This is a genomic window from Ignavibacteria bacterium (assembly GCA_013177855.1).
Taxonomy (GTDB): domain Bacteria; phylum Bacteroidota; class Ignavibacteria; order Ch128b; family Ch128b; genus Ch128b.
The window spans coordinates 216,876-243,774 of the sequence record JABLYA010000001.1; the positions used below are offsets into that span (position 1 = coordinate 216,876).

Annotated in this window: 29 protein-coding genes; 27 read left to right on the forward strand and 2 right to left on the reverse strand. The window is 31.3% G+C overall.

Annotated features, from left to right (window positions below; genetic code table 11):
• Positions 1 to 8: 8 nt before the first annotated feature.
• Genes HPY57_00925 through acpS form a run of 11 tightly spaced genes read left to right on the forward strand, consistent with a single transcriptional unit; the run spans position 9 to position 10,369 of the window.
• Complete coding sequence (locus HPY57_00925; GenBank protein ID NPV10342.1) at positions 9 to 686, forward strand: metal-dependent hydrolase; 678 nt, start codon at positions 9 to 11, stop codon at positions 684 to 686.
• Positions 687 to 701: 15 nt separating this feature from the next.
• Positions 702 to 1,478: a ParA family protein gene (locus HPY57_00930; protein NPV10343.1), complete on the forward strand. Its 777-nt coding sequence runs from the start codon at positions 702 to 704 to the stop codon at positions 1,476 to 1,478.
• Positions 1,475 to 2,389: a ParB/RepB/Spo0J family partition protein gene (locus HPY57_00935; protein NPV10344.1), complete on the forward strand. Its 915-nt coding sequence runs from the start codon at positions 1,475 to 1,477 to the stop codon at positions 2,387 to 2,389. The genes HPY57_00930 and HPY57_00935 overlap by 4 nt, the downstream gene beginning before the upstream one ends.
• Positions 2,364 to 2,822, forward strand: coding sequence for a hypothetical protein (locus HPY57_00940; GenBank protein NPV10345.1), 459 nt, complete (start codon positions 2,364 to 2,366; stop codon positions 2,820 to 2,822). Before HPY57_00935 ends, HPY57_00940 begins: the two co-directional genes overlap by 26 nt.
• Position 2,823: 1 nt before the next feature.
• Positions 2,824 to 5,292: a T9SS type A sorting domain-containing protein gene (locus tag HPY57_00945; GenBank protein ID NPV10346.1), complete on the forward strand. Its 2,469-nt coding sequence runs from the start codon at positions 2,824 to 2,826 to the stop codon at positions 5,290 to 5,292.
• An 11-nt stretch (positions 5,293 to 5,303) separates the two neighbouring features.
• On the forward strand, positions 5,304 to 5,753 hold the full coding sequence (gene ssb, locus HPY57_00950) for a single-stranded DNA-binding protein (GenBank protein NPV10347.1): 450 nt from the start codon (positions 5,304 to 5,306) through the stop codon (positions 5,751 to 5,753).
• Positions 5,754 to 5,784: 31 nt separating this feature from the next.
• Positions 5,785 to 7,086 carry an HlyC/CorC family transporter gene (locus tag HPY57_00955; GenBank protein NPV10348.1) on the forward strand — a complete coding sequence of 434 codons (1,302 nt, stop codon included), beginning with the start codon at positions 5,785 to 5,787 and terminating at the stop codon, positions 7,084 to 7,086.
• The gene (locus HPY57_00960; GenBank protein NPV10349.1) at positions 7,073 to 7,423 is read left to right on the forward strand and encodes a hypothetical protein; all 351 of its coding nucleotides are present in this window, start codon (positions 7,073 to 7,075) and stop codon (positions 7,421 to 7,423) included. The genes HPY57_00955 and HPY57_00960 overlap by 14 nt, the downstream gene beginning before the upstream one ends.
• 1 nt (position 7,424) lies before the next feature.
• On the forward strand, positions 7,425 to 8,342 hold the full coding sequence (locus tag HPY57_00965; GenBank protein NPV10350.1) for an MCE family protein: 918 nt from the start codon (positions 7,425 to 7,427) through the stop codon (positions 8,340 to 8,342).
• Entirely contained in the window at positions 8,333 to 10,018 is a 1,686-nt protein-coding gene (gene ggt, locus HPY57_00970; protein ID NPV10351.1) for a gamma-glutamyltransferase, read from the forward strand. Before HPY57_00965 ends, ggt begins: the two co-directional genes overlap by 10 nt.
• A complete protein-coding gene (gene acpS, locus HPY57_00975) occupies positions 10,019 to 10,369 on the forward strand; it encodes a holo-ACP synthase (GenBank protein NPV10352.1) in 351 nt (116 codons plus the stop codon).
• Here acpS and HPY57_00980 read toward each other — a convergent pair.
• Complete coding sequence (locus HPY57_00980) at positions 10,366 to 11,589, reverse strand: cellulase family glycosylhydrolase (GenBank protein NPV10353.1); 1,224 nt, start codon at positions 11,587 to 11,589, stop codon at positions 10,366 to 10,368. The two genes, acpS and HPY57_00980, sit on opposite strands and share 4 nt — an antisense overlap.
• 20 nt (positions 11,590 to 11,609) lie before the next feature.
• Between HPY57_00980 and HPY57_00985 the strand changes: the two genes are divergently transcribed.
• The 13 genes from HPY57_00985 to nadB all read left to right on the forward strand — a co-directional run bounded on the left by HPY57_00985 (position 11,610) and on the right by nadB (position 24,471).
• Positions 11,610 to 12,632, forward strand: coding sequence for an endonuclease/exonuclease/phosphatase family protein (locus HPY57_00985; protein NPV10354.1), 1,023 nt, complete (start codon positions 11,610 to 11,612; stop codon positions 12,630 to 12,632).
• Positions 12,629 to 13,312 (forward strand): SDR family oxidoreductase, encoded by a 684-nt coding sequence (locus HPY57_00990; GenBank protein NPV10355.1) that lies wholly within the window; start codon positions 12,629 to 12,631, stop codon positions 13,310 to 13,312. The genes HPY57_00985 and HPY57_00990 overlap by 4 nt, the downstream gene beginning before the upstream one ends.
• 96 nt (positions 13,313 to 13,408) lie before the next feature.
• A complete protein-coding gene (locus HPY57_00995; protein NPV10356.1) occupies positions 13,409 to 14,101 on the forward strand; it encodes a MotA/TolQ/ExbB proton channel family protein in 693 nt (230 codons plus the stop codon).
• A gap of 22 nt (positions 14,102 to 14,123) precedes the next feature.
• Entirely contained in the window at positions 14,124 to 14,663 is a 540-nt protein-coding gene (locus HPY57_01000; protein NPV10357.1) for a biopolymer transporter ExbD, read from the forward strand.
• 18 nt (positions 14,664 to 14,681) lie between these two features.
• Positions 14,682 to 15,098, forward strand: coding sequence for a biopolymer transporter ExbD (locus HPY57_01005; GenBank protein ID NPV10358.1), 417 nt, complete (start codon positions 14,682 to 14,684; stop codon positions 15,096 to 15,098).
• Between the two features lie 70 nt (positions 15,099 to 15,168).
• Positions 15,169 to 15,621, forward strand: a complete 453-nt coding sequence (locus tag HPY57_01010; GenBank protein NPV10359.1) for a GatB/YqeY domain-containing protein — start codon at positions 15,169 to 15,171, stop codon at positions 15,619 to 15,621.
• Complete coding sequence (locus HPY57_01015) at positions 15,614 to 16,150, forward strand: CvpA family protein (protein NPV10360.1); 537 nt, start codon at positions 15,614 to 15,616, stop codon at positions 16,148 to 16,150. Before HPY57_01010 ends, HPY57_01015 begins: the two co-directional genes overlap by 8 nt.
• Positions 16,143 to 18,506 carry an endonuclease MutS2 gene (locus tag HPY57_01020; protein ID NPV10361.1) on the forward strand — a complete coding sequence of 788 codons (2,364 nt, stop codon included), beginning with the start codon at positions 16,143 to 16,145 and terminating at the stop codon, positions 18,504 to 18,506. The genes HPY57_01015 and HPY57_01020 overlap by 8 nt, the downstream gene beginning before the upstream one ends.
• A 1-nt stretch (position 18,507) precedes the next feature.
• Positions 18,508 to 20,001 carry an acetyl-CoA carboxylase biotin carboxylase subunit gene (locus HPY57_01025; GenBank protein ID NPV10362.1) on the forward strand — a complete coding sequence of 498 codons (1,494 nt, stop codon included), beginning with the start codon at positions 18,508 to 18,510 and terminating at the stop codon, positions 19,999 to 20,001.
• Positions 19,998 to 20,483, forward strand: a complete 486-nt coding sequence (locus HPY57_01030) for an acetyl-CoA carboxylase biotin carboxyl carrier protein subunit (GenBank protein NPV10363.1) — start codon at positions 19,998 to 20,000, stop codon at positions 20,481 to 20,483. Before HPY57_01025 ends, HPY57_01030 begins: the two co-directional genes overlap by 4 nt.
• 712 nt (positions 20,484 to 21,195) lie before the next feature.
• On the forward strand, positions 21,196 to 22,197 hold the full coding sequence (locus HPY57_01035; GenBank protein ID NPV10364.1) for a hypothetical protein: 1,002 nt from the start codon (positions 21,196 to 21,198) through the stop codon (positions 22,195 to 22,197).
• Positions 22,198 to 22,215: 18 nt separating this feature from the next.
• Complete coding sequence (locus HPY57_01040; protein NPV10365.1) at positions 22,216 to 22,842, forward strand: DedA family protein; 627 nt, start codon at positions 22,216 to 22,218, stop codon at positions 22,840 to 22,842.
• Between the two features lie 3 nt (positions 22,843 to 22,845).
• A complete protein-coding gene (gene nadB / locus HPY57_01045; GenBank protein NPV10366.1) occupies positions 22,846 to 24,471 on the forward strand; it encodes an L-aspartate oxidase in 1,626 nt (541 codons plus the stop codon).
• On the opposite strand, the gene HPY57_01050 is transcribed toward nadB, so the two are convergent.
• Positions 24,408 to 25,376, reverse strand: coding sequence for a hypothetical protein (locus HPY57_01050; protein ID NPV10367.1), 969 nt, complete (start codon positions 25,374 to 25,376; stop codon positions 24,408 to 24,410). The two genes, nadB and HPY57_01050, sit on opposite strands and share 64 nt — an antisense overlap.
• Before the next feature lie 58 nt (positions 25,377 to 25,434).
• Here HPY57_01050 and HPY57_01055 point away from each other — a divergent pair, with 58 nt between their 5' ends.
• The 3 genes from HPY57_01055 to HPY57_01065 are packed head-to-tail and all read left to right on the forward strand — an operon-like array spanning position 25,435 to position 26,895.
• Complete coding sequence (locus HPY57_01055; GenBank protein NPV10368.1) at positions 25,435 to 25,959, forward strand: hypothetical protein; 525 nt, start codon at positions 25,435 to 25,437, stop codon at positions 25,957 to 25,959.
• Positions 25,946 to 26,212, forward strand: a complete 267-nt coding sequence (locus tag HPY57_01060; GenBank protein ID NPV10369.1) for a hypothetical protein — start codon at positions 25,946 to 25,948, stop codon at positions 26,210 to 26,212. The genes HPY57_01055 and HPY57_01060 overlap by 14 nt, the downstream gene beginning before the upstream one ends.
• The gene (locus HPY57_01065; protein NPV10370.1) at positions 26,209 to 26,895 is read left to right on the forward strand and encodes a TIGR02253 family HAD-type hydrolase; all 687 of its coding nucleotides are present in this window, start codon (positions 26,209 to 26,211) and stop codon (positions 26,893 to 26,895) included. Before HPY57_01060 ends, HPY57_01065 begins: the two co-directional genes overlap by 4 nt.
• Positions 26,896 to 26,899: the final 4 nt, after the last annotated feature.

Consider the following 26,899-nt stretch of genomic DNA (forward strand, 5'->3'; position numbering starts at 1 on the left):
AGGAGATTATGCCTAAACTAACTTACTTTGGACATTCAGCTTTTTTAATTGAGCACAAAAACAATAAAATTTTAATCGATCCATTTATTACTGGAAATCCTCTCGCACCAGTTAAAGCTGAAGATTTATCAGCAGATTTCATTGTTCTTTCGCATGCACACGGAGACCATTTCGGCGATACACTTGAAATTGCGAAAAGATGTAATTCAGTTGTGATTGCAGTAAATGAATTAGCTAATTATGTTGCTTCAAAAGGTGTAAAGGCTCATAATATGCACATTGGTGGTTCGTATGAATTCCCATTTGGTAGAGTAAAATTTACAATTGCTCATCATGGTTCATCTTCAAACGAAGGTGAGTATATGGGAGAGCCTGCAGGAATACTTCTATTCCTCGATGATAAAGTTTTATATCATGCTGGTGATACTGGACTATTCTCAGATATGAAATTAATCGGCGATCTTCATAAAATAAGTATTGCACTTTTACCTATTGGTGATAATTTTACAATGGGAATGAGTGATGCCGTTAAAGCTGTTGAATTATTAAATCCTGAATTAACTATCCCAATGCACTATAATACATTCCCAGTAATTCAAGCTGATCCTGATAAATTTGTAGATATGGTTAAAAGTCTCGGTAAAAGCGCAAAGAAATTACAATTTGGAGAGACATTTGAATTTTAGGAGATAAAACAAATAATGGGTAAAATAATCGCTATAGCAAATCAGAAAGGTGGAGTTGGTAAAACGACTACAGCTATCAATCTGGCTGCAAGTCTTGCTGTAAACGAGAAAAAAGTTTTGCTTATTGATCTTGATCCACAAGCCAACTCCACTTCTGGTTTAGGTTTTGAAAAAAATAATCGAGGAGTATACGATTTACTAATCAATAATTCTTTGCCAGAAGATTTAATATTAAAAACTCAAATTGATTATCTCGATTTGATCCCATCGAACATTGATCTTGTGGGAGCAGAAGTCGAGTTAGTTAATGTTCAAAACAGAGAAAAAATTCTTGCTCTGAATATTAGAAATTTAAAACCCAGATATGATTTCATCATTATCGATTGTCCTCCATCGTTAGGATTATTGACTTTGAATGGATTAACAGCTGCAGATTCAGTTATTATTCCTGTTCAATGTGAGTATTTTGCTTTAGAAGGATTAGGACAACTACTTAATACAATTAACATTGTAAAGAAACACTTCAATCCGCATCTCGAAATTGAAGGAGTTTTATTGACAATGTTTGATACACGATTAAGATTGTCACATCAGGTAGCTGAAGAAGTTAGAAAATACTTTGGCGATCGAGTATATAAAACAGTTATAACAAGAAATGTCAAATTATCTGAAGCACCAAGTCATGGTAGGCCCGTTATTTTATACGATGCTCAAGCGCTTGGTTCACAAAATTACTTGCAGCTTGCGTCTGAAATTTTGAATAAAAATAATAACAAGGAAGAAAAAGAATGAAATCAAGGCAGGTATTAGGCAAAGGACTTGGAGCATTAATACCAGGTGCAGTTGAAGAAGACAAATCAAAAGTAAAAAGTGATGAAGTATTAAAAGATGGTGTAATATCTAAAATCCCTGTTGATAAGATTGATCCAAATCCATATCAACCGAGACTTGAATTTGATATTCAAGCATTAGAAGAACTTGCTCAGTCAATCAAACAAAATGGAGTTATTCAGCCCATTACGGTTCATCGTAAAAATGGTGAACGATTTGAATTAATATCTGGTGAAAGAAGATTAAGAGCCTCAATTTTAGCCGGTCTCGATTTAATTCCAGCTTATATTATTGAAATCAATACTAAAGAAGAACTTATTGAATTTTCTCTAATAGAGAATATACAACGTGAAACATTAAATCCGATAGAGATTGCACTCGGATTTAAGAGATTAATGGAGGAATGTAACTTAACACTTGAGGATATTTCTAAGAAAACTGGTAAAGATAAATCTACAATCTCAAACTTTATCAGACTTTTAAAATTACCAGAAGAGATTCAACGAAGTCTTATAAAGAATGAAATTACACCTGGTCATGCAAGAGCTTTAATAAACATTGACGATAGAGAAGAGCAGCTTAACCTCTGGAAAAAAATAATTGCAGAAAAGTTTTCAGTCAGGGAAGTTGAAAAAATTGCGAAACAGAAAAAAAAGAAAAATAATAATCAACCAACAATTACCCATAATCTTCAAAGAGATCCAAATCTTGAAGCAATTTTATCAAATCTCCGAATTAAATTTGGAACTAATGTTAAAATACAAATTAAAGCCGATGGAAGTGGTGAATTCCAAATCCAATTTTACTCAAGAGATGAAATGGAAAGAATTCTGGAAATTTTGAATAATGTTCAAGAAAATTCTCCTAATTAACTTATTCATAATTACTTCATCAATTTTCCCTCAAGAAGTTGATACACTAAATTTAAAATCGAAATCACCATGGGGCGCTGTTGCTCGCTCAGCAATTTTACCAGGTTTGGGTCAATTCTATAATGAAGCTTATTGGAAAGTACCTGTTATCTGGGGACTATTGGGCTGGTTTGGATATAACTGGTGGCAGAATAATAAAAATTATAATGAATATAAAACACTTTATTACGAGAGTGTCGTAAATGGAAATGAAAATTATCTCTACAAACGAATTCGTGAATTTTATCGTGATCAAAGAGACTTATTTGCAGTTTATCTTGGACTAACATACTTCCTTAACCTTGTTGATGCTTATGTTGATGCTCAACTATTTAATTTTGAGATTTTAACAAAAAATAATGATGTCAAATTTTCTATTAAGATTAGACTTTAATATGTCTAATTTAAAATCTTTAATCTTAATATTTATAATCTTCTCTAAACAGATAATTCTTGCCCAATCCGAACTTGGAATTCTTGAAACTGGTGAATTCAGTGTACACAAATATTTCTATGATTTATATAAATCTTACAGATACGATGATGCAATCGAAGATGAAAAAACATTTTTAAATGATACCCGAGTTATTGATAAAGAACAATTGAGATATAAAGTATTTGGGTATTTACCTTATTGGTTTTTAAGCAGATGGAATACAATTAGTTACGATTTATTATATCTCATCGCCTTTCATAGTGCTGAAATAGATTCACTTGGAAATATTGTAAATGATCATGGATGGTTAACAAATCAAAATGTAACAAATTTCATTAATGCTGCTAAATCTAAAAATGTAAAAATCCTTTTGTCAGCAACCTTATTTTCAGGCTCAGCAATTACTTATTTACTAAACAACAATCAATCAAGAATTAATTTTATTCGAAACATTATTCAACTTGTAAAAGCAAGAAATGTTAATGGTGTCGATATAAATTTTGAAGGTATTCAATCAGGGCAGAGAGATAATCTTACTTCATTTATGCGTCAATTAAAAGATTCGCTGAAAGCAAATGATTCAACTTACATTTTAACTTGTGCACCAACTGATTTTGATTTTCGTCAGGGAGATTGGGACTTAGCTCAAATTACTCAAATTTGTGATTTAACATTTCTTCAATGTTACGGTTATGCTTATTCAACAGGAAGTCAAGCAGGTCCAGTTGGAAGATTACAAGGCTGGTCATCAACTAACGCATCAAGTTATGTGAATAGTGCTTTAGCAAGTGGTGCAATAGCTTCAAAAACGATTTATGGTATGCCGCACTATGGATATGATTGGCCCACAAGTAGTCCGAATAAAAAAGCTTCAACAATTGGAGCAGGATCAGTTATTTACTATCCTGATGCAAAACAAAATGTTATTGAATATTCCAGACTCTGGGATACAGAGTCACTTAATGCATGGTACAGATATCAAACCGTCGAAGGTACCTGGCATCAAGCATGGTATGAAGATCCTGAAAGTGCTTTTTATAAATATCAATTCATAAAATCGAAAAATCTTGCTGGAGTAGGCATCTGGGCTCTTGGAATGGACAATACGAATAAAGATATCTGGAATGTTCTGGAAGAATTTGTTAAAGATACAAATCTTGTTTTTACACCTGATCCACCAATTATTCAATTTGTAAAAGGAAGAAAAAATAATTTTAATGGCGAACTCGAAATTAGATGGTCCCATTTATTCCCAAACGAAATAACTGGTTTCAGATTGTATCTATCGAAAGACTCGATTAATTTCTCGAACCAGCCTTTTCTTAATGAAATATATCTCACAAAAGATTCGTTATCGATTACAATAAGTAACTTAGAAGTTGATAAGATTTATTTTATTAAACTTACAGCAATTAACTCAGTCGGAATGGAATCAATTTCAAGTGATGTTTATTCCGCGTCAACAGGAAATGGAAAAAGATATCTTGTAGTAGATGGATTTGATAGAACCAGTGGGAGTTATTCACAACCTTACCATATTTTTAATGAATTTTATGCTTCGGGTATTTTTAATTTTAATCGTGATGTAGATGCAGCAGCTAACGAAGCAGTGATTTCAAATCTTATCAATTTAAATGATTACGATGGGGTTTTCTGGTTTCTTGGTGATGAATCAACTGCCAATAAAACATTCAATGGAAGTGAACAACTTATTGTTATGAATTACTTAAAGAACGGGGGCAAATTATTTGTAACAGGTTCAGAGGTCGCTTATGAACTTTCTACAAGTTCCCCAAGCTTTCTAAATAATTTTCTAAAGGCAAAATTCATTGCAGATAATTCAGGTTCTCTTCAAGTTTTTTCAAATGCATCAATAATTAGAAGTTTACCATCAGATATAAATTTAGGGGCAGTATATCCCGAGGATTGGCCCGATGCAATTGAACCAATCAATGGTTCTCAAACATGCCTTTTTTATCGCAATCAAAAAATAGCTGGGGTTTATTTTAATGGAAATTTCCCGAATGGAACTCTGGCAGGTAAACTTATTTATCTTTCTTTTGCTCTCGAAACGACTAATAACAAAATTTCAAAAAATATTTTAATTGAAGATGCAATCAGATTTTTTGAAGGAACAACGGATGTACCATTCAATTTAATTTCAGATATTTCTTTTTATGTAAGCGATCCGTTTCCTAATCCATTTAATTCCACAACAAAGATTATAATTAATCTTCCGGAAAATCATTTTATTAAAATGCAGGTATTTAATATTTTAGGTGAAAAAGTAATGGACCTGAGTAATTTTCTAAATAAAGGTTTCAATGAGATCGAACTTAACTTTGAAAATTTGAATTCTGGAGTTTATTTACTTAAAATAGATTACGGAAGTAACTTTAAAACCTTAAAATTAAATTTAATTAAATAGGAGATACAATAATGGCTCAATCACTCAATAAGATTATGCTTATAGGATATGTAGGACGAGATGCCGAGGTAAAATATACTAATTCCGGTTTAGCTGTAATGAGATTCAGTCTGGCGACTGATCAGAATCAGAAAGACCAAAATGGAAATTGGCAGCGTGCAACTACCTGGCATGATATTATTTGCTTCGACAAATTAGCTGAGAATATGAAAGAATTTGTCAAAAAGGGCAGAAGAGTTTATGTGGAAGGTAGATTATCTAAAAGAGATTATGTGGATAAACAAAATATCAAAAGGTATGTAGTTGAAGTAATTGCTGAAAATTTGATACTTCTCGATAGACCTGGTGCATCTTTTGATGATAGTTCTTCTGTTGAATCCGAAACAGATTCTCAGATTTCTGAACCTCCAGCTGAAGATATAAATAGCGACAGCAATTCAGAAGAAGATTTACCTTTTTAAATGATCAAGAACTAATTAGGAGAAGTTAGATTTGGATACTGACTCGTTTGTGCAATTATTGATTGTGTTTGGTTTATTCATTGTTTCAGCTTTTTTTTCGGCTTCTGAAGTCGCTCTTTTTTCTATTGATGAGAAGAAACTTAATTTCATTTCAAAAGCAAAACCGTTAGCTGCACGATATATTCATAGACTACTTGAGTTTCCACGAAAAACTTTAATAACTATTTTAATCGGTAATAATATTGCTAATGTGGGAATTTCAATTTTACTTGCATTTCTTACTGTAAAACTTGCAAATCAACTAAATGTTAATCGTGACTGGTTAATAACAATTGAAATCATTCTTCTTACTGTTGTCCTTCTGCTGATTGGTGAGATCATACCAAAGATAATAGCTAATCGTTTCCCGGTTGAATATGCAGTCCTGGTTTGTTATCCAATACACTGGCTTTATACTTTATTCGCACCAATTACATTTTTATTCAACCAGGTTTCAAAAATTTTTCAGAGAAATTTTTTTATTGATAAATCGAAAACTGCCATAAAAGTAGAAGAGATCAAAACTTTAGCAGATTTGAGTGAAGAATATGGAGCAATTGAGAAAGATGAACAAAGTTTAATCCACGGAATAATTGAATTTGGTGAGACGACCGTAAAAGAAGTAATGACAAATCGAACCGAAATGGTTGCTGCTGAAATTAATGAGAGCTTTGATTCGCTATTAAATAAATTTTTAACCTCAAAACATTCACGATTGCCCATTTATAAGGGGAATATAGATAACATTGAAGGGTTCGTTTACATCAAAGATTTATTGCCGATTTATATTCAAAGGCAGAAATCGGATGTTCAAAATCTCGAAGAGTTTAACATATCAAAAATTTTGAGACCAGCGATCTTTGTTCCTGAAAGTAAAAAAATTGATGAGATGTTTAGAGAATTTCAAACGAAAAATATACACATTGCAATTGTTGTTGATGAATTCGGTGGAACTGCCGGTTTAATTACAATGGAAGATATATTAGCTGAAGTAATGAGCAGATTCTCGTATTCTGAAGACACTCAAGACTTTTATAAACAAATTGATCAAGATACATATCTGGTTGACGCTAAAATTCCAATTGATTTCTTAGAAAAACTTCTTGATAAACAATTAAAATCAGATGAAGATGATTATGATACTCTTGGTGGATTTCTTTTAAGCAAATTTGAAGATTTACCAGAACCCGATACTTCGATTGATTATGAAGATTATAAATTCATAATCAAAGAAGCCTCTGAGAAGAGAATCGAAAAGGTCTTAATTAAAAAAATTAAAAATGAAAAAGTATAAGTTTTATATTATTCTTCTTATCTCAACAATAACAATTGGACTAATCTTTTTTCATTTTTCTGATTATTCACGAAGGATTAAGACTATCTATTCTTTAATGAAAGAAAAAGACAAAGAAAAGATTATCAATGGGTTGGTTGAAAAGGTTGAGGCAGATACTTTAAAAGATAAATTCAAATCAGTTTTGATCGTTTTTGGTAATAGAATTGAAAATGATGAGTATTCTGATGAACATCTGAAGGAATTATTAGATAAATTTGAAAAAATTGTAGATAAGGATAAGATATCTTCGAATGAAATTGAAGAATTCGCAAAAAAAGTAAATCAGGATTTTTGAGATGAAGGAAAATAGAAAGACAAATATTAAAGTCGGAATTACTGTATTAATTGGAATATTTATTTTTCTTTTCATTTTAGGTTGGGCAAAAAGAATTACAATCGCAGGTGACTACAATGTGCTTAAAATGAGATTTAATAGTGTCTCTGGACTTGAGTTGGGTGATCACATTACGATTAATGGCGTCAAAATGGGAAAAGTTCACAATATCATAATTGACGGTAACTCAGTAATCGTCGAAGGTTACATTCCCAAAAATGTAATTCTTAAACAGGATGCAAAAGCTACGGTTGAAATGATGGATTTAATGGGCGGAAAAAAAATTGAAATAAAACCCGGCGAAAGCAATGTACCATTTGATTTTAATAACATTCTTGAAGGAAAACTTTCGACGGATATTCCAGGTGCACTTGCAATGGTTGGAAATGTAGAACAAGATTTGAAATTAATAATATTAGACACGAAGATTCTGCTTGAAAAAATCAATGACCATCTTTCAGATGAAAATACAATGAACTCATTAAAAACTTCAGTCAAAAATTTAGAAGAAATAACTACTAACCTTAATAATTTTTTAGTTAAAAATAATTCGAAAATTGAGAAGACCATTGAAAATATATCCAATCTCACAGAAAAGTCTGACAGGTTCTTATCCGAAAATGCCGATACATTGATTGAAACATTTAAAGAAACAAGAGAATTAATTGCAAATCTCAACAATGTTGTAAATTCTTTAGAGGTTATCATGAAGCAAACTCAATCCAGGGAAAACAACATTGGTAAAATTTTATACGACGAAGAGCTGTATGATAAATTAAAACAAAGTATTATTAAACTGGATACAATTAGTAATCTACTTTTAGAACAACTTGAAGCTAAAGGAATTAAAGTGGACGCAAAAATTAGATTATTCAAATGAAGATATTATTAAAAATACTTCTGGTCTTTATCTTATTTAATTCAATCTTATTTGCTCAGCTTGCAAGATCAAGAAATGGAATGGTATCATCTGCAAGTGACCTTGCAACAAAGGTTGGTGTAGAAATTTTGCAAAAAGGCGGTAATGCTGTAGATGCTGCAGTGGCTGTTGGATTTGCATTAGCAGTTACTTATCCGGCAGCTGGAAATTTAGGCGGCGGTGGTTTTATTGTTTATTACAGAAATGATGGATTTACAACTACTATTGATTTTCGTGAAAAAGCCCCATCCAATGCGCATCGTGATATGTATCTTGATTCATTGGGCAACCCATTGACAATTCTTTCTCAACAAGGAGCAACTTCAGTTGGTGTACCCGGAAGCGTGGATGGATTAATTTACGCACATCAGAAATATGGTAAATTAAAATTTAGCGAAGTAATTGATCCTGCTATCAAACTTGCAAAGAATGGTTTTCGCTTAAGTTATGATCTGGCAAGATCAATTAACTCAAATTATCATAATTTCATTAAATATGAATCATCAAAGAAAATCTTTACAAAGAATGGAGAAAAATTTCAGGAAGGAGATTTGTTTGTTCAAAAAGATTTAGCTAAAACCTTAGAGTTGATAAAAAAATATGGAAGAAAAGGTTTTTATGAGGGCAAAACAGCTGAATTGATTGTAAAACAAATTCAAGAACTTGGTGGTTTTATAACGCTTGAAGACTTAAAAAATTACCGATGCATTGAAAGACAACCCGTAAGAGGCACATATCGAGGTTATGAAGTGATTTCGATGGGACCACCAAGCTCAGGCGGCGTAGCTGTTATTGAAGCATTAAACATCTTAGAAAATTTAAACCTGGATAAAGACGATTATAATTCATCCAGATATATTCATTATTTAATCGAAACTCTGAAAAGAATTTATTTTGACAGAGCGGAATATCTTGGTGACTCCGATTTTGTATATGTCCCTGTTCAAAAATTAATTTCTAAAGAATATGCAAAAAGATTATTTGGACAGATCAATCGCGATAAAGCCACTGAATTGGAAGATGTGAACACTAAAAACGCATTTGATTATGAGTCACCCGAAACAACACATTATTCAGTTATTGATAAGGATGGTAATGCTGTTAGTGTAACCACAACAATTAATTCCTCTTACGGTTCAAGTATAGTTGTTGATGGTGCAGGATTTTTGCTCAACAATGAAATGGATGATTTCTCCATTAAACCTGGAATACAAAATCAATTTGGACTGATTGGAAAAGAAGCGAATGCAATTGCACCTAATAAAAGAATGTTAAGCTCAATGACTCCGACAATTATTTTAAAGGATAAAAAACCATTTTTGATTGTAGGTTCTCCCGGTGGTTCGATGATAATTACATCCGTTTTACAGGTAATCTTAAATATAATTGATTTTAAGATGGATTTATTCCGTGCTGTTTCATTTCCAAGAATTCATCACCAGATGATACCAGATGAAGTATACTATGAAGATTATGCTCTAAGCGAAGATGTAATTAAAAAACTTGAAAGTTACGGTCATAAATTTAAGAAGCGAAATTACATCGGTTGGATAAACGCTATTCTTGTCGATGATGAACATAAATTTTATTACGGAATGACTGATCCAAGAGGTTTTGGTTTAGCAATGGGGTTTTAAATGAAATCAATTGGTGTTGATATAATCGAAATCGATAGAGTTGAAAAAATTATTTCTGAGTTTGGAGATAATTTTCTTAAAAAAGTCTATACGGACGAAGAAATTAAATACTGTAAATCTAAAGCAAAACCCTCACAACATTTTGCTGCTAGATTCGCTGCAAAAGAAGCTGTCGCAAAAGCAATGGGAACAGGTTTTGGAAAAGATTTAATGTTAAAAGATGTTGAGGTAAGAAATGATATTAACGGCAAACCAATTGTATATTATAAAGGCATTAGAAACGATAAAGTATTAATTTCAATTTCACATTGTGATCATTATGTAGTTGCATTTGCAGCACTAAAAGATTAATCATTTCGCTTCGTTTTCCAGACCCTTTTAAGTTCTTCTAAAAGTTCATTGTTTCTAATATCTTTGTCCGAATTCTGATCTCTGTTGAGCACAATTCCTTTTTCGTAATTGTATTCATCAAATTTTCTTCCGTCCGTTTCTCCCCATTCACTTTTCCAAACATAAAAAGCAAAATGAAAACCAAACTTTAAAAATATTTCATGAAGATCCTTTAGATAATTTAAAATTCCTTTTTTATAACGAATCCCACCATATTCATTTACAAAGATTGGAACATTATAGTTATTCTTAAAATCAATTACTGGTTTAAGAAATTTTTCAAGATAAATTGAGTCAACAAAAACTAATGTATCTCTATCAAAATAAAAACCTGGATAAGATGAATCGTTTTTTTCATTTGTAAAAGAGTGGGGGAAATACATATCAAAACTATACACTATCTTTTCATCATCAAACTTTTTAAGCGAAGTAAATTTATCAGGATATGCCCATCCCTGAGGCTGAACAATGATCGGAATTCGACAATTTACCTTGCGAATCTCTCTAATCAACTTCTCAACAAAATTGAAATAGATTGAATCTTTTATTGGTTCAAGATTTACAGGATCATCTCCGTGCGGTTCAAGGAGAAAATTAATTCCAACTAGGTGTTTTTTCTTGCTGTACCTTTCTGAAATAAACCTGCACATTTCAATATATTTTTCTTGAGCGAGTGAATCATAAAATAAAAATTCATCTTCACGATATTGATCAAAAAAAGAATAGAGAGATCTGCCAGGTCCGCTCCTTAACGAAATAACAAGAAATAAATTCAATTTTTCTGTTAGATTAACGATGTTATCAAGGTTTGCTAAACTTAGTGAATCGATCTGGTAAGGCGGAAAATAAGTAAAAACCCCAGGATAATTTGCTACAACTAAATTCGCACCGAGTTTTTTTAATTCTATCAGGTCTTTCTCTGTGATCGGATTTCGCATTGAGAACGGAGAGAAATGCATGTAGGGATGAATATTTGCACCTCTGAAGAACGAATCAATTTTCCAAAGATTAATAATATCAGCTTCAGAGTTCTTCTGTGAAAAAATGTTTAATTTTTCACAAAGATTTGATAATGTTTGAATTAGAGAAATCGTTGTATCGGTATCTTTATTAAAAGAAAGCGAAAATGTTGTATTTTTTGTAATCGAAAGAAAAACTATTATTGCTAAAAATAATTTCATAAATAATTCAGGTTAAAGTTATGAGAAAATTTATTTTAGTTTATTTAACAATAATATCGATAGGTTTTAATTCCTGTCAAGCTCAAGAAAAAATTTACGTTGCTTTCTGGAATTTAGAAAATCTTTTTGATACAATTGATGATCCATCAAATCCTGGGGATGATGAGTATTTACCAACCTCAAAGTCACAATGGGACGAAGTCAAATTTGATAAGAAATTAAGTAATCTTTCAAAAATCATTCGAAGTATGAATGATGGAAATGGCCCAGATATTTTAGGAGTTTGTGAAGTTGAAAATAGATATGTACTCGAAGAACTATCAAAAAGATTTCTTAAAGATATGAACTTTGAAATTGTTCATTTTGATTCTAAGGATCCGAGAGGTATTGATGTAGGATTACTTTTTAAGAAAAATAAATTTCAAGTTATTCACTCAGAAAAGATTCAAGTTCCACTTCAAGGTAATACAAGAGATATACTTTACACTACCTTAAAATTTAAAGACGACACATTAAATATTTTTGTCAATCACTGGCCATCAAGAAGAGGAGGTGAATTGGAATCTGAGCCACGAAGAATAAAAGCCGCAACTGCATTAAGAAATAAGGTCGATTCACTTTTAGGCAAAAATATATCCGCTAATATTGTTATTATGGGTGATTTCAATGATATGCCTGATAATAAATCTATCCTGATGACATTGCAAGCTATTCCATTCGATTGTGATAACTTGGCTCCGGAATACACCTATAATCTTTATAACACAGCATACAAGAAATATTCTCAGGGATTGGGTTCTTATTTTCATCAGGGTAATTTCAATATGCTTGATCAAATTATTATATCAAAAGCTTTGTTAGATAAAAAGAAATTAGATTATGAGTGTGACTCATTTTCAATAATTAGTAATGAATTAAATACCACACGTTCTGGCAGATATAAAGGGGCACCTTATCCAACTTTTGGTTCTGGAAGATATTTAAGTGGTTATAGCGATCATTTCCCTGTCGGTGCAAGCTTTATTTATATAGGTAAAAAATGAAACACCTATTAATTACTGGTGCATCAGGCAATCTTGGGAGAGAACTTATAAAGTATCTTAATTTTGATAAATATGAAAAGATATATCTGGTCGTAAATTTAGAAAAACTAAATCAAATTGATATAGAAAAAAGTAAATTCAAAATTTTTTCTGATTTTGACCTTGCATCCGAAGATTCAGTAAAACAGATTTTTAATCAAATTAATGTTCTAGAACACGATGAACTTTTTGTTATTCACTTAGTCGGTGGTTACACTGGTGGGAAATTATTCTGGGAATTTGATGCAGCGGATTTGAAATTAATGATCAATAAAAATTTGATTTCATCATTCTTGATTTCAAAATACACAGCAAAAAAGCTGCTTAATGGCTCAGGTGGGAGTATCTTTTTTATATCAGCAAGACTATCAATTCATTATGAACCAAAAAGATCAGTTTACGCCATTTCTAAATCGGCCTTAAATTTTCTTTTAAAAGTCATTGAAATTGAAGGTAATGATTTAAATCTAACTGTAAATGCAGCTGCACCGAAGGTAATTTTAACTGAAGAAAATAAGAAGTGGATAGCCGAAAATGAATACCACAAACATATTTCACCGCAGCAGTTAGCTAAACAAATTGAGTTTGTATTTCAAGATTATCAAAGATACAATGGAAATATTTTTTTGGTTAATGATTAATTGACTTTAGATTAACAAAATCTTAAAATTGTATCGATTTTTATATAAATTGAAATAACTAATAAAAAATCAAAAAACTTCGGAGGTAATATAAAAATGGAATTATCCGCAATCTTAGGAATAATAAATGCATTAATTGCTCAAGCACAGGATGCAGGAATTTTAAATTTTCTCCAAGAAAAATATAATGCAGGTGGGTTCTTTATGCACCCAATCCTTGCAAGCTTAATAATTGGTTTAGCTTTCTCAATTGAAAGATTTTACACTTTAACAAGAGCAAACATCAATACAAAAAAATTCCTTGTTGAAGTTAAAAAAGCTCTTGAAGAAGGCGGAGTAGAAAAAGCAAAAGAACTTTGCGCCAATACTCGTGGACCAGTTGCAAGTGTTTTCCATGCTGGATTGTTAAGAGTTGATGAAGGAATTGAAGCTGCTGAAAAAGCAATTATTGCTTACGGCGCCATTGAAATGTCATTCTTAGAAAGAGGATTAATCTGGATTTCAACCTTCATAACTCTTGCCCCAATGTTAGGATTTACCGGAACAGTGCAAGGTATGATCCAGGCATTCGACGCTATTAAAGAAGCAAACCAAATTTCACCAAGTATCGTTGCAGGTGGTATCGCCGTTGCATTGTTGACCACATTGTTCGGTCTTGTAGTTGCTATGATTTTGCAAGTTTTCTACAATTACTTTGTCTCTAGAATTGATAAAATCGTTGTTGATATGGAAGAAAGCTCTGTTGAATTAATTGATGCATTATTCACATTAAAGAAAAATCAGAAATAATTTCAAGAGAGGACTTTAAGAAATGCCTCAGATCAGAAAGAAAAAAATTAGAGAAGCAGAAATACCAACGGCATCTCAGGCAGACTTAGCATTTCTCCTCTTGTTGTTCTTTCTTGTTTCAACAACGATTGATGTTGATACAGGTATTGGATTAACATTGCCTGAGTATGTTCCACCAGAAGAACAAGTAAAAGTTGAGGTCTCTAAAGAAAGAATTGCTAATTTGTTGATAAATGAAGCTGGTGAAATCCTGCTTGATAATCAAATTGTTTCAGTTAATCAAATACTTCCACGAATTAAACCAAGAATAGTTGAAAAGATTGAGCTTCCTGCTAATAAAAAGTTAATTGTATCAGTTAAAACTGATGCGAACACAAGTTATAATCTTTATATTCAAGCACTTGATCAGGTAAAGGAAGCTTATTTTGAAGTAAGAGATGAATATGCATTGAAAAAATGGGGGAAGAAAGTTATTGATCTAAATGAAGAACAAATGAACGAAGTTAAAGATAAAATCCCCATCATCATCTCAATTGCAGAACCTGAAGTTGTCAAAAAATAGATTATAAGGTTTAATGATATGAAATTTCAGAAAAAATTAGCTAAAGCACAACAGGGTATTCCAACCACATCAATGCCAGATATTGTTTTTATGTTGCTTCTGTTCTTTATGGTTACGACAACCTTGCGTGAACATGATGTTAAAGTGGTTTTCAATTTGCCAGAAGCAAAAGCAATTGAAAAAATTGAGAATAAGAGAGTAGTTTCTTATATCTGGGTTGGTAAAGATGGAAGGATACAAATTGATGATAACATTGTTAAAGTTGACCAGATTCAGAAAATCATGTATGCTAAAAGACAGGAATTACCGAGTATCATAGTTTCGTTGCGAATTGATAAAAATACTCGTATGGGACTTGTTACTGATATTCAGCAAGAATTAAGGAAAGCTTACTGTTTAAGAATTAACTATTCATCTCTGTATAAGTCCTCCTGAAGTTTTTAGTTTTAATTACTAGAGGCAGGATAATTTCCTGCCTTTTTTGTTTCAAAGAAAGGAGTTGCATATGCTTAAAGAAAAAATCAATGAATTAATGAAAGAGGCAATGAAATCAGGTGATAAGGTAAAACTTGAAACACTTAGATCTATCAGAGCAGCATTTATTGAATTTGATAAAAGTGGTTCTGGGAAGGAATTAACAGAAGAAGAAGAAATAAAAATTATAAATTCACTGGTAAAGAAGAGAAAGGAGTCAATTGAGATTTTTGAAAAAGCAAATAGGACTGATCTCGCCGAAAAGGAAAAGCAAGAACTTGAAATTTTGATGTCATTTCTTCCAGCGCAATTAAGCGAAGAAGAAATTTCTAAAAAATTAGATGAAATAATTCAACAACTTGGTGCCAAAGATCCTAAAGATTTTGGAAAAGTTATGGGCGTCGCAATGAAAGAATTTAAAGGTAGAGCCGATGGTAAATTAGTTCAATCATTACTTAAGGCAAAATTAGAAAGTAATGCCTGAAATTTTAGATTATATCATTCTTGGTTTTGTAATTTTAGGTTTCATTCTGGGCTTTAAAGATGGTTTCATAAAAAAGATTTTCTCTTTAGCTGGTTTTGTTCTGGCAATTATAGCTGCATTAACTTTTTCTCCAAGAGCTCGAGCTTTTTTAGTCAATTCCTTTGATCTCAATCCTTCTACTGCTGTTGTAATTAGTTTCTTGCTTGTTTTTCTTATTGTCATCTTCATCTCGAAAATTATTATAAAATTAATCCGCCCGAAAAAATCAGTGCTTGGTTTTATAGATAGAATACTTGGCGGATTAACTGGAATGTTTCAAATGGGACTTTTCTTGAGTGGATTATTAATAATTTTATCCTTTTTTAACTTTCCTCCGAAAGAGCAAAAATCCAATTTGAAATATTATAATTTCACTTATAATTTATTACCGAATACATTTAGTTTTGTCAAAAATATTTATCCCGAATCTGAGGTAGTTTTTGATTTAATTAAAGATCTTAAAGTAAAAATGCAAAAGAAAAATGGATGAGATTTTTGATAAACTCGATTTAAAAAAAATAATCGAGAGAACTGCCAACTACTCAATTACAGAAGCTGGAAGAAATAAGTTATTATCAGAAAAACCTACTGACGATATTTTTGAAGCTAATTACTTTCTTTCAATAACAAGTGAATTGAAAAATTTAATTGAAGAATATGGCGATTTAAATTATTTATATTTCCCCGACCTAAAAGAAGTTATTTATAAATCTAGAATTGAAAATTTTATTCTCAATCCTAAAGACATTATTCAAGTTGGGAAGCTGCTTTATAATTCAAGGATCATAAAAAATTCAATTTCCAGACATAAGAACAGATTTGAAACATTGTGGAAACTGGTAGAAAAACTTGTAGAGAATATATTTTTAGAAAAAAAGATTAACGAAATTTTTGATGATTATGGTGAGATAAGAGACACAGCGAGTGAAGATTTAAGAAAAATAAGGGAAGAAATAAAATCTCTTCAATTTCAAATTCAAAAGATTAATGAAAAAATTCTAAAAAGTTTAAGTAAAGATGGGATAGTTCAGGATGAATTAATTACTCTCCGTGATGGAAGAATGGTCATACCTGTTCGATCTGAGTTTAAAAGAAAAGTTCGAGGTTTTATTCATTCGGAGTCGGCAACAGGACAAACCACTTACATTGAACCTGCTGAAACGCTTGAATTAAATAATGAATTGCTATCTTTATTTTTTGAAGAGAAAAGAGAAATACAACGAATTTTAAGTTTGCTCACAAAAGATATTGCCAAATTCTCTGAAGAATTACTTAGTAATCTCAATATTATTTCAAGATTTGACGCTCATTATGCAAAAGCTAAATATGCAATTGAGATCCGTGCTAATAAAATTCAATTTTCAGAAGATAAAAGCTTTGATTTATTGGATTGTCGACATCCTTTGTTAATTCAATCTCTCGGTTTTAACAAAACAGTTCCTTTCAATTTAAAATTGGATAATTCAATTAAAGGATTAGTTATTTCTGGTCCAAATGCAGGTGGAAAAACTGTCTTAATGAAAGCAATCGGGACATTTGCAATTCTTTTGAGAATGGGTTACTTAATTAGTGCAAGTCCAGATTCTAAGTTTCCATTCATTAAAAAAGTTTTCATCGATATTGGTGATGAACAGTCAATTGATAATGACATAAGTACCTTTGGTTCGCACATTAAAAATCTTCGACATATTTATGAAAATGCGGATGAGGATACATTGATTTTACTAGATGAATTGGGCACAGGAACAGATCCAGTTCAAGGCGCTGCTCTTGCTGCATCGTACATCGATGAATTAATTAAAAAGAATTCTTTCCTGATTGTAACTACTCACCATTCACTCTTAAAATTCTTTGCAGCAAATCATCCTGAATTAATCAACGCTTCAATGGAATTCAATTCAGAAACTCTTGAACCAACCTACCGTTTTATCCAAGGTGTGCCCGGCTCAAGTTATACATTTGAAATTGCAAGACGAATGAGACTGGATAGTAAGATCATTTCAGGCGCAAAAAAATATTTAAAAAGAAGTGACCTTGAAATTGAGAACTACATTTCTCAATTACAGCAAAAAGTTCAATATTATTATAAACTTGTAAATGAATTAAGAAAAGAAAGAGAAGAAATTCAGAAACTTAAAACCGAATTACAATCGAAATTAAACAACATTAAAAAAGAAACTAAAGAAATAAAAAAGAAAGCCTTACTTGAAGCTGAACAAATTGTGAACACTGCTAATAAAATAATTGAAAATACAATCCGTGAAATAAGGGAACAAAAAGCGAATACACAATCAATTAAGTTGGCCAAAGAGAAGCTTGCACTCGAAAAATCAACTTTAAAACAATTAATTAAAAATCATCTTAATGAAACAATTGTGCAGGATGAGGAAATTAAAATTGGTGATCTTGTCAAATTCAAAGATCAGGACACGGTAGGTAGAGTCATAGCGATTGATCCGAAAAAGAATCAAGCTCAGGTTCAAGTGGATCAATTTAAGGTATCAATTTCATTAGATAAGATTCAAAAGTATCAGCAAACCAAAAAAACACAAGAAGATCTTTCAGAGGAAAAACCTCAAATTCAAGTAGAAACTAAATCAATTCCTTTCCGGCTTGACATTAGAGGTAAGAGAGCTTCAGAAGCTGAAGAACTAATTTATAAATATTTGGATGATGCAGTAATGTATGGTTTATTTAATGTTGAAATCTTGCATGGGAAAGGCGATGGTGTCTTAAAATCCATTACTCATAAAGTTCTTCAAAGTCATCCATTTGTTGAATCTTTTCATTTTGCACCTGTCGACCAAGGTGGAGAGGGCATCACAATAGTAAAATTGAAAGATTGATATGTTTAGAAAAATTTTAATCGCCAATCGAGGTGAAATTGCTGTTCGGATTATTCGAGCCTGTCGAGAACTTGGAATTAAAACAGTTGCTGTCTATCCAGATATAGACGAAAAAGCACTTCATACTCGGTTTGCAGATGAAGCAATACCATTAAAAGGTAATACAGCAAAAGAAACCTATCTCGATTTTGAAAAAATCTTAGATGCTGCCAAAGAGACAAAGTCAGAAGCAATTCATCCAGGTTATGGTTTTCTTTCAGAAAATCCGGATTTCATAAAATTCGTTAATGATTCAGGATTGAAATTCATTGGACCATCCGACAAATCTGTTAGGCTAATGGGGAATAAAGTAGCAGCTCGTGAGTTGATGAAAAAACACAATATCCCGATCGTTGAAGGAACCCTTGAACCAATAGATGATGAGAAAAAATTAATAGAAGTTGCAGAGAAAATTGGTTTCCCTGTATTGATAAAAGCTGCGGCTGGTGGTGGCGGAAAGGGGATGAGAATTGTCAATTCAAAAGATGAATTGATTAAAAGTTTTGAATTAGCTCAAAGTGAAGCTGAAAAATCTTTTAAAGATAAATCAGTGTTTATCGAAAAATACATCTTAAACCCAAAACACATAGAAGTACAGATAATTGCTGATGAATTTGGAAATTATCGTCATCTATTTGAAAGAGAATGTTCACTTCAAAGACGTTATCAGAAAATAATCGAAGAGGCCCCATCAATTTCGATAACAGAAGAACAAAGAGAAAAATTGCTTGACGCAGCATTAAATGCTGCAAAAGCCTGTGGTTATTACAATGCAGGTACAATTGAATTTCTTTTTGACGGACAAAATTTTTATTTCCTTGAAATGAATACTCGGGTTCAGGTGGAGCATCCTGTTACAGAAATGATTACGGGAGTTGATATTATTAAAGAACAAATTAAAATTGCTTCAGGTGAAAAAATTTCTTTCACTCAGGATCAAATTAAAATTAATGGACATGCAATTGAAGCTCGAATTTATGCGGAAAATCCGTTTGAAAACTTTATGCCTTCGTTCGGAAAAATAAGAGAATTTCGTCAACCATCAGGTTTCGGAATTCGATTTGACTCAGGAGTTGATCAATATTCAGAAGTACCAATTTATTATGATCCAATTTTAGCTAAGTTAATTGCATGGGGAAGAAACAGAGAAGAAGCAAGGATTCGTTTAGTTAACGCATTAAAGGAAACAATCTTAGCTGGAATTATAACAAATATTCCTTTCAATCTTTGGTTATTGGAAAATGAAGACTTTATAAAAAATAAATTTGATACTCAATATATCAATCGATTAAATCTTGAAAGCAATGGCTCAAATTGGCTTAATTATTCTGAAAAAGAATTATTAGAGCTAAGTAAAATTATCCCGAACTTAAAGTTTTCAACAGTTGAAAAAACAACGAAATCTAATAATCAATCTACAAAAAGCTTATGGATTAGACGAAGGTTAATTGAATGATTACAAAAGTTGAAATTCAAAATTTTCTGAAAGAATTTCTTTTAAGAAAGGAAGAGCTGAAAGATTTTGCCAGTTCCTTATATATTCAGCAATTATCAAAAAATTATTTTATATGTAAAAAAGATAATAAAGTGTTCGAATTTGTTTTAGATAAAGATGAGACAGGTAATATCATTCTTTATTATAAAGGTCAAATTTTTTTAATGAATATTACAACTCTTCTTTCTGAAAATAACTCACAGTTTAAACGAGAAATACAAAAGGAGGTATTGATCAAATCACCGATGCCTGGTTTAATTTCAAAAATAAATGTAGAAGTTGGTACATCAATTAAGAAGGGCACTGGTTTGTTAAAAATTGAAGCTATGAAGATGGAGAATGAAATTAAGTCGCCAGTAGATGGAATTGTTGAAGCCCTTAATGTTCAACCCGGCGTAGTTGTAGAAAAGAATACTGTACTTTTAATTATAAAATCTCATTAACAATATGAATAAGCTAAGTTGTCCTATCTGCAACTCAGAGAATTTCATTCTAAATTTAAGATGCTTTAATTGTGGTAGTTTGATTCGAGAGAATTTTAGAACGATTAATTTGGGCGAAGTATTAAAGGATTTAGTTTTTAATTTAAATTTCGGAATTAAGCGAATTCTCTATTCTGAAAGGAAAAATTATGTTTCTCTTTTATTAGTGTTGTTGAGTATAAAACTGACTTTGTTTACTTTTTACAGTAGTTCAATTCTTGATCAATCTTTAGAAATATCAATTAATAATCTACTTTTAATTGTTATTTCGTTTTGGATTGCAGTAATTCTTTTTATCAGCTTGGTCTTCAAAATAATAATTGGAAAAATTATTGGACAAAAATTTTCATACAAAAATTTCATATCAATTATTGCTTACTCATTCTTATATTATTCTATCTTTGGATTCTTTCTATTTCTCCTTGAGATAATGTTATTTGGATCATATTTTTTTTCGAACAATCCTTCAATTTTTCAGATCAATTTTTATAAAGCGCTCGCTGTAATTAGTTTGGAGCTGATTTTAATTTTATACTCAATTTATCTGCTTATTAATTTTTTGATTTTTATATTGCAGTCAAAAATTTTATCGATTCTTTTTACTGCCGCATTTTTATTCTTAATTTATTTTGGCAACAAAACATTACTAAAAATTATAGGGATTTAATTAAAAATGGTTGCAAAAATTAAAGTTATAGTTGCAGGTTTAGGGGAAATAGGTCTTCAAACCTGCGAGTTAATTTTACAAAAAAAATCACTTGAACTTCTTGCTGCCGTAGACATCGATCCCGTAAAATCCAACAAAGATTTGGGTAAAATTTTGAAGAAAAAAAATATTAACATTAAAGTGTACAATGATTTAAAAACGGCAGTATCGGAATTAAAACCAGAAGTAACGATTCTAACATCCAAAAGTCAATTAAATGAAATCGCTAACGATATTTTTATATGCATTGAACATCATTCAAGTGTCATATCGAGCTGTGAGGAGTTATTGTTTCCTTTTGAAAAACATAAAAAACTAAGCGAAGAGATTGATATTAAAGCAAAAGAAAACTTTGTCCATGTTTTAGGAACAGGCGTTAACCCAGGTTTTGTAATGGATACTCTACCGGTATTTTTAACAAGTGTATGTAAAGACATTCAATCCATAAAAATCACAAGGGTGGTTGATTTAAACAAAAGAAGAAAAAATCTTCAGACAAAAGTCGGATTGGGATTAACTAAAAGTGAATTCAATAAATTAGTTAGACTTCAAAAACTTGGTCATATCGGATTAATGGAGTCAGCTCAATTTTTGAACTACTTTTTAAAGTTAGGAGCCAAAAAATTTACCGAAAAAGTTGAGCCTATTTTAGCGGACCGCAAAATCAAAACAAAATATTTTGAAATAAATAAAGGTGACGTTGTTGGTTTGAACCATTCAATTATCGGGAAATCAGCGACAAAGAAATTAATCGAATTACAATTAATTTTTAGAGCTGATACTAAAGAAGATTTTGACGAAATTTTAATTGATGGAACTCCGCCCATTAATCTAAAAATTGAAAATGGCATTTCAGGGGATTTAGCTACTGTCGCAATGATGGTCAATTCAATCCCGAATTTATTGCATGCCAGATATGGCTTAATTACGATGAAGGATATTATCATTCCATCAATCTTGAATGTTTAATTATTAGCGAGTTTAATCATGTTAAAAGTTATTTCGGAAAGTTATTCCAGATTCAAAAGTTCATTACATTCATTAAAAGAATGGGTAGAAAGCTTTGCTCATAAACCTTCTGCTGGAATTGCTTTATTTATTTTTGCGTTTATTGAATCATCATTCTTCCCAATTCCACCTGATGCGTTGTTAATAATCCTTGCTATAAGCTATCCTAAAAAAAGTTTTAAGTATGCGTTAATTTGTACATTAGGTTCTGTTTTAGGTGCGTACTTAGGTTATTTAATAGGATATGTTTTTTATGATACTATTGGCATTAAAATTATAAAATTTTATGGAGTTGAACATCAAATAAATTATGTTCTTCAGAAATATCAAGAAAATGGATTTATTGCTATTGTAACGGCAGGATTTACTCCAATACCTTACAAAGTTTTTACAATTCTTGCAGGATTTAACAAAACAATCGATTTATTCACTTTGACTATAGCTTCTTTAATTGGACGTGCCGGGAGATTCTTCTTAGTGGGAGGTTTAATTTACTTCATCGGACCTGGTGTAAAAACATTTATAGATAAATATCTTGATAAATTGACAATTGCTTTTATGTTCTTACTTGTTATTAGTTTTTTTGTCTTAAAATATCTTGTTTGATCGATGAGAATTAAAACAGATGTTCTTGTCATAGGAAGCGGAATCGCAGGTTTAAGATTTGCAATTGAAGTTTCCAAGTTTGCAGAAGTTTATATCGTTACAAAAAAAGATAAAGCAGAATCAAATACTAATTATGCTCAAGGTGGAATTGCCTCTGTATTCTCTCCCGACGATTCATTTGAGCTGCATATTCAAGATACACTTAAAACAGGCGATGGCCTCTGTAATCGTGAAGCTGTAGAACTCATCGTTAGAGAAGGTCCCGTTGAAATACAAAAACTTATAGAATTAGGAACCAAGTTTTCTACAAGAGATAATGGTTCACTTGATCTTGCAAGAGAGGGTGGACATTCTAAAAATAGAATAGTACATGCTAAAGATCTGACTGGTCGAGAAATTGAAAAAGCTTTATTAAACCGAATTAGTCAAATAGAAAATATTCACTTACTCGAAAATCACTTTGCGATTGATTTAATTACTGAACATCATTTGCCAAATAAAAAAACTCACGATAAAATTCATTGCTGGGGTGCCTATGTCTATGATGTGCAAAAAGAAGAAGTTCATACTTTTTTAGCTAAGGTTACTTTACTAGCTACAGGTGGTTTAGGTCAAGCATATTTGCATACCACCAATCCATCAATTGCAACTGGTGATGGTTTTGCAATGGCTTACAGAGCTGGTGCATTAATGGCGAATATGGAATTTATTCAATTTCATCCCACTGCACTTTATGAAGGAAATTTGCTTGAACGCTCGGCTAGTCCTGCTTTTCTGATAAGTGAAGCGGTTAGGGGTTTTGGAGCAAAACTTCGTTTGAAAAACGGTGAAGAATTTATGCATAAATATGATCCACGCGGCGAACTTGCTCCGCGTGATATTGTCGCAAGAGCCATTGACAACGAACTTAAAAAACGAGGGGAAGATTTTGTCTACTTAGATCTTACTCACAAAAATCCAGATGAGATAAAAGAAAGATTTCCAAATATCTATCAAAAGTGTCTTGAAAAGAAAATAGATATTACAAAAGATTTCATTCCCGTAATTCCTGCTGCTCATTATGCTTGTGGTGGTGTTGTTACAGATCTTAATGGTCAAACGTCCATCATTAATTTATTTGCAACTGGTGAAGTTGCAATGACTGGTGTTCATGGAGCTAATAGACTTGCCAGTAATTCATTACTGGAAGCCCTTGTATTTTCAAAATATGCAGCTTTAAGTTGCAAAAAAATTTTAAGGGAAAATGTAATTTCTTTACCCGAAGAAATACCGGATTGGATCGATACAAGTCAATTGTCGCAGGAAGAAAAAATTTTAATTGCTCAAACAAGACATGAAATTCGAGAAATATTATGGGATTATGTTGGAATTGTAAGATCAAATGAAAGATTATCCCGAGCATTAAAAAGATGTAATTTAATTAATGAAGAAGTTAAAATGATGTATAATGTTTCAAAAATATCTGAAGAAATTCTGGAATTAAGAAATCTTTCGATTGTAGCTTTTCTAATTACATATTCTGCAAGTCTTAGAAAAGAATCGAGAGGATTACATTATAATATTGATCACCCAAACAAAGATGATATTAATTTTCTTAAACCAACATTTGTCCAGAATCCATCTCCATAATTCATTTCTTCCAAAATAATCATTCCATATCTAATTCCACGAGTAGATACATAGAGTCCCTTTATACTAAATTTATCCATGATAAATTTTAGTAAAATAGTTCCAGGTAAAATTACATCTTCTCTGCCTTTAACTACAGAAGGAAATTTGCTTGATATTTGATCAGGAGATAATTGATAGAATTCATTAATTAAATGATTTAGATAGGTTGACATTAAATAAGTTTTATCAACTGCTTTTTCTTCAAAGACTTTTTGTTTAAGAAAAATTGATGCAATGGTTGTTGGTGTTCCTGCAACTGAAATCGTAACAGAATTTTTAGTTCTTAATTCATCCGTGAAAATGTAATCAAGATAATTATAAATTTCCTCAATCTTAGTTTGGTATCGATACGAATTAAAAAATCGATCTTTTAAGGTAACTGCTCCAATATTATAGCTCTTAAGAAATTCTATCGTATTCAAATTACCTTTGGTGATTTCCGTACTTCCTCCACCAATATCAATAACTATAAAATCTTTATCATAATATTCGTTGAAGTTACTAATTCCTCCAAGGAATGTTAAAACTGCTTCTTGTTCCGAACTTAAAACATTAATCAAAATTCCAGTTTCTTTTAGTACTTTTTTTATAACCTCATTAGAGTTTTTCGCCTTTCTAAATACCGCCGTCCCTCCACAAATTATTTTTTCTACGTTATAAATTTGAGCAATTTGTTTATACTCATTTAAAATTTGTATTAATTGCAGCTGTGAATCTTCTTCAATCATTTGAGTGGACGATATTGATTTTCCTAGTCTTGGTATTCTAAATTCTTCTCTTAAGGGAATTATTTGATCATCTTTAATCTCGCCGACTAATAGCAAAATGGTATTAGTACCTATATCTATTGAGGCAATACGCATTCTTATTTCCTTTCTTGATTAGTAAACTTACTCATATTAATTTGCACTTCAAATGGAAATGAATAAAATATCAACTAAATTATATCTTTTTATTCTGATACTAGCAGTCATTTTTTGGATCGGTGGTTCTATTTATAGAGCTATAGTTGCATATACTTTATTTGAGCCGTTTTCTTTAATCGTAAAAAGCGAAATTACTTATGATATCTTACGACAGACTTTAAAATTAATTGGAAATATTAATGTATATCTTTTAATTAGTTATCCTATTGTTTTAATCTTTTTTATTCTATTTCTGAAAAGCTCAAAAGCAAAATTAAGAAAACAAGGCTGGTTATTTATGACTGCTGCAATTTTGTTTTTATTCTTTCCGATCGAAGTTTATTTAAGTTATCTCGATATTAATTATACCTTCTTAGTTCTGTTTACAAATTTTGATACTAATATCGCATTAAGCCTATTAATTCAAAGAATTGCAGCATTAGGTGGACTTCCAGCAATTGGGTTTCTTAGTTATATAACATCAATATGGTTAGCTATATTTCAACCACTAAAAAAATCGAGCGTAAATGAAAACCAGTGAAAAAGAGTATCAACAACTTTTAGATGAATTAAAAGAAATTGCTTTGCAGAAAGGGATTAAGGTCAGATTTGAAAAAGGTGATTTTAATGGTGGATATTGTATCTTAAAATCTGAAAAAGTAATTGTGATAAATAAACTTGCACAGACACAACGAAAGTTATCGATCCTTGTAGAAGCTCTCAAAGAAATTGGAGTTGAAGATATTTATATCAACCCCAAAATTAGAAATATAATAGAGAACACTTTGTTATGATTAAAGCAATTGTTTTCGACCTAGATAATACACTTGTTGATTTTATGCTTATGAAACGGCGGGCAATCGAAGCCGCTATTCCAGCAATGATCGATGCTGGATTGAAATTACCTCCTCAGGACATAAAAGCATTAATCGATGAAATCTATCAAGAAAAAGGAATTGAATATCAGAAAGTTTTTGATGAACTCTTAAAAAAGGCTATCGGCAAAGTTGATCATAAAATCTTGTCGGCTGCTATTGTAGCATATAGAAAAGCAAGAGAAGCTTCACTTGTTCCTTATCCAAATGTTTATCCAACTTTAATACAATTAATTAAACTTGGCTTAAAACTTGGAATAGTTTCAGATGCACCAGCTCTTGAAGCCTGGCTTCGACTTTCAAGTTTAAATTTTCAATATCTTTTTGATGCAATCATAACTTTTGATGATACACAAGCACGAAAACCCAGTCCAATACCATTTATCAAAATTCTTGAAGCTTTGGATGTAAAACCTCAAGACGCAATTATGGTCGGTGATTGGGCAGAGCGAGATATAGTAGGTGCAGCTCAGGTTGGAATGAAAACAGCTTTTGCCAGATATGGCGATACATTTAATACTCAATTCCCAAATGCTGATTATGAATTAAATGATATTTCTGAATTGATTGATATCGTTAAAAAAGAAAATAACTTAGTTTGATATC

What these genes read in the sequence shown, in the direction of transcription:
- HPY57_00925 (NPV10342.1), top strand. Translation starts at nt 9, where the DNA reads ATGCCTAAACTAACTTACTTTGGACATTCAGCTTTTTTAATTGAGCAC.
- HPY57_00930 (NPV10343.1), top strand. Translation starts at nt 702, where the DNA reads ATGGGTAAAATAATCGCTATAGCAAATCAGAAAGGTGGAGTTGGTAAA.
- HPY57_00935 (NPV10344.1), top strand. Translation starts at nt 1,475, where the DNA reads ATGAAATCAAGGCAGGTATTAGGCAAAGGACTTGGAGCATTAATACCA.
- HPY57_00940 (NPV10345.1), top strand. Translation starts at nt 2,364, where the DNA reads ATGTTCAAGAAAATTCTCCTAATTAACTTATTCATAATTACTTCATCA.
- HPY57_00945 (NPV10346.1), top strand. Translation starts at nt 2,824, where the DNA reads ATGTCTAATTTAAAATCTTTAATCTTAATATTTATAATCTTCTCTAAA.
- ssb (NPV10347.1), top strand. Translation starts at nt 5,304, where the DNA reads ATGGCTCAATCACTCAATAAGATTATGCTTATAGGATATGTAGGACGA.
- HPY57_00960 (NPV10349.1), top strand. Translation starts at nt 7,073, where the DNA reads ATGAAAAAGTATAAGTTTTATATTATTCTTCTTATCTCAACAATAACA.
- HPY57_00965 (NPV10350.1), top strand. Translation starts at nt 7,425, where the DNA reads ATGAAGGAAAATAGAAAGACAAATATTAAAGTCGGAATTACTGTATTA.
- acpS (NPV10352.1), top strand. Translation starts at nt 10,019, where the DNA reads ATGAAATCAATTGGTGTTGATATAATCGAAATCGATAGAGTTGAAAAA.
- HPY57_00980 (NPV10353.1), bottom strand. Translation starts at nt 11,589, where the DNA reads ATGAAATTATTTTTAGCAATAATAGTTTTTCTTTCGATTACAAAAAAT.
- HPY57_00985 (NPV10354.1), top strand. Translation starts at nt 11,610, where the DNA reads ATGAGAAAATTTATTTTAGTTTATTTAACAATAATATCGATAGGTTTT.
- HPY57_00990 (NPV10355.1), top strand. Translation starts at nt 12,629, where the DNA reads ATGAAACACCTATTAATTACTGGTGCATCAGGCAATCTTGGGAGAGAA.
- HPY57_00995 (NPV10356.1), top strand. Translation starts at nt 13,409, where the DNA reads ATGGAATTATCCGCAATCTTAGGAATAATAAATGCATTAATTGCTCAA.
- HPY57_01000 (NPV10357.1), top strand. Translation starts at nt 14,124, where the DNA reads ATGCCTCAGATCAGAAAGAAAAAAATTAGAGAAGCAGAAATACCAACG.
- HPY57_01005 (NPV10358.1), top strand. Translation starts at nt 14,682, where the DNA reads ATGAAATTTCAGAAAAAATTAGCTAAAGCACAACAGGGTATTCCAACC.
- HPY57_01010 (NPV10359.1), top strand. Translation starts at nt 15,169, where the DNA reads ATGCTTAAAGAAAAAATCAATGAATTAATGAAAGAGGCAATGAAATCA.
- HPY57_01015 (NPV10360.1), top strand. Translation starts at nt 15,614, where the DNA reads ATGCCTGAAATTTTAGATTATATCATTCTTGGTTTTGTAATTTTAGGT.
- HPY57_01020 (NPV10361.1), top strand. Translation starts at nt 16,143, where the DNA reads ATGGATGAGATTTTTGATAAACTCGATTTAAAAAAAATAATCGAGAGA.
- HPY57_01025 (NPV10362.1), top strand. Translation starts at nt 18,508, where the DNA reads ATGTTTAGAAAAATTTTAATCGCCAATCGAGGTGAAATTGCTGTTCGG.
- HPY57_01030 (NPV10363.1), top strand. Translation starts at nt 19,998, where the DNA reads ATGATTACAAAAGTTGAAATTCAAAATTTTCTGAAAGAATTTCTTTTA.
- HPY57_01035 (NPV10364.1), top strand. Translation starts at nt 21,196, where the DNA reads ATGGTTGCAAAAATTAAAGTTATAGTTGCAGGTTTAGGGGAAATAGGT.
- HPY57_01040 (NPV10365.1), top strand. Translation starts at nt 22,216, where the DNA reads ATGTTAAAAGTTATTTCGGAAAGTTATTCCAGATTCAAAAGTTCATTA.
- nadB (NPV10366.1), top strand. Translation starts at nt 22,846, where the DNA reads ATGAGAATTAAAACAGATGTTCTTGTCATAGGAAGCGGAATCGCAGGT.
- HPY57_01050 (NPV10367.1), bottom strand. Translation starts at nt 25,376, where the DNA reads ATGCGTATTGCCTCAATAGATATAGGTACTAATACCATTTTGCTATTA.
- HPY57_01055 (NPV10368.1), top strand. Translation starts at nt 25,435, where the DNA reads ATGAATAAAATATCAACTAAATTATATCTTTTTATTCTGATACTAGCA.
- HPY57_01060 (NPV10369.1), top strand. Translation starts at nt 25,946, where the DNA reads ATGAAAACCAGTGAAAAAGAGTATCAACAACTTTTAGATGAATTAAAA.
- HPY57_01065 (NPV10370.1), top strand. Translation starts at nt 26,209, where the DNA reads ATGATTAAAGCAATTGTTTTCGACCTAGATAATACACTTGTTGATTTT.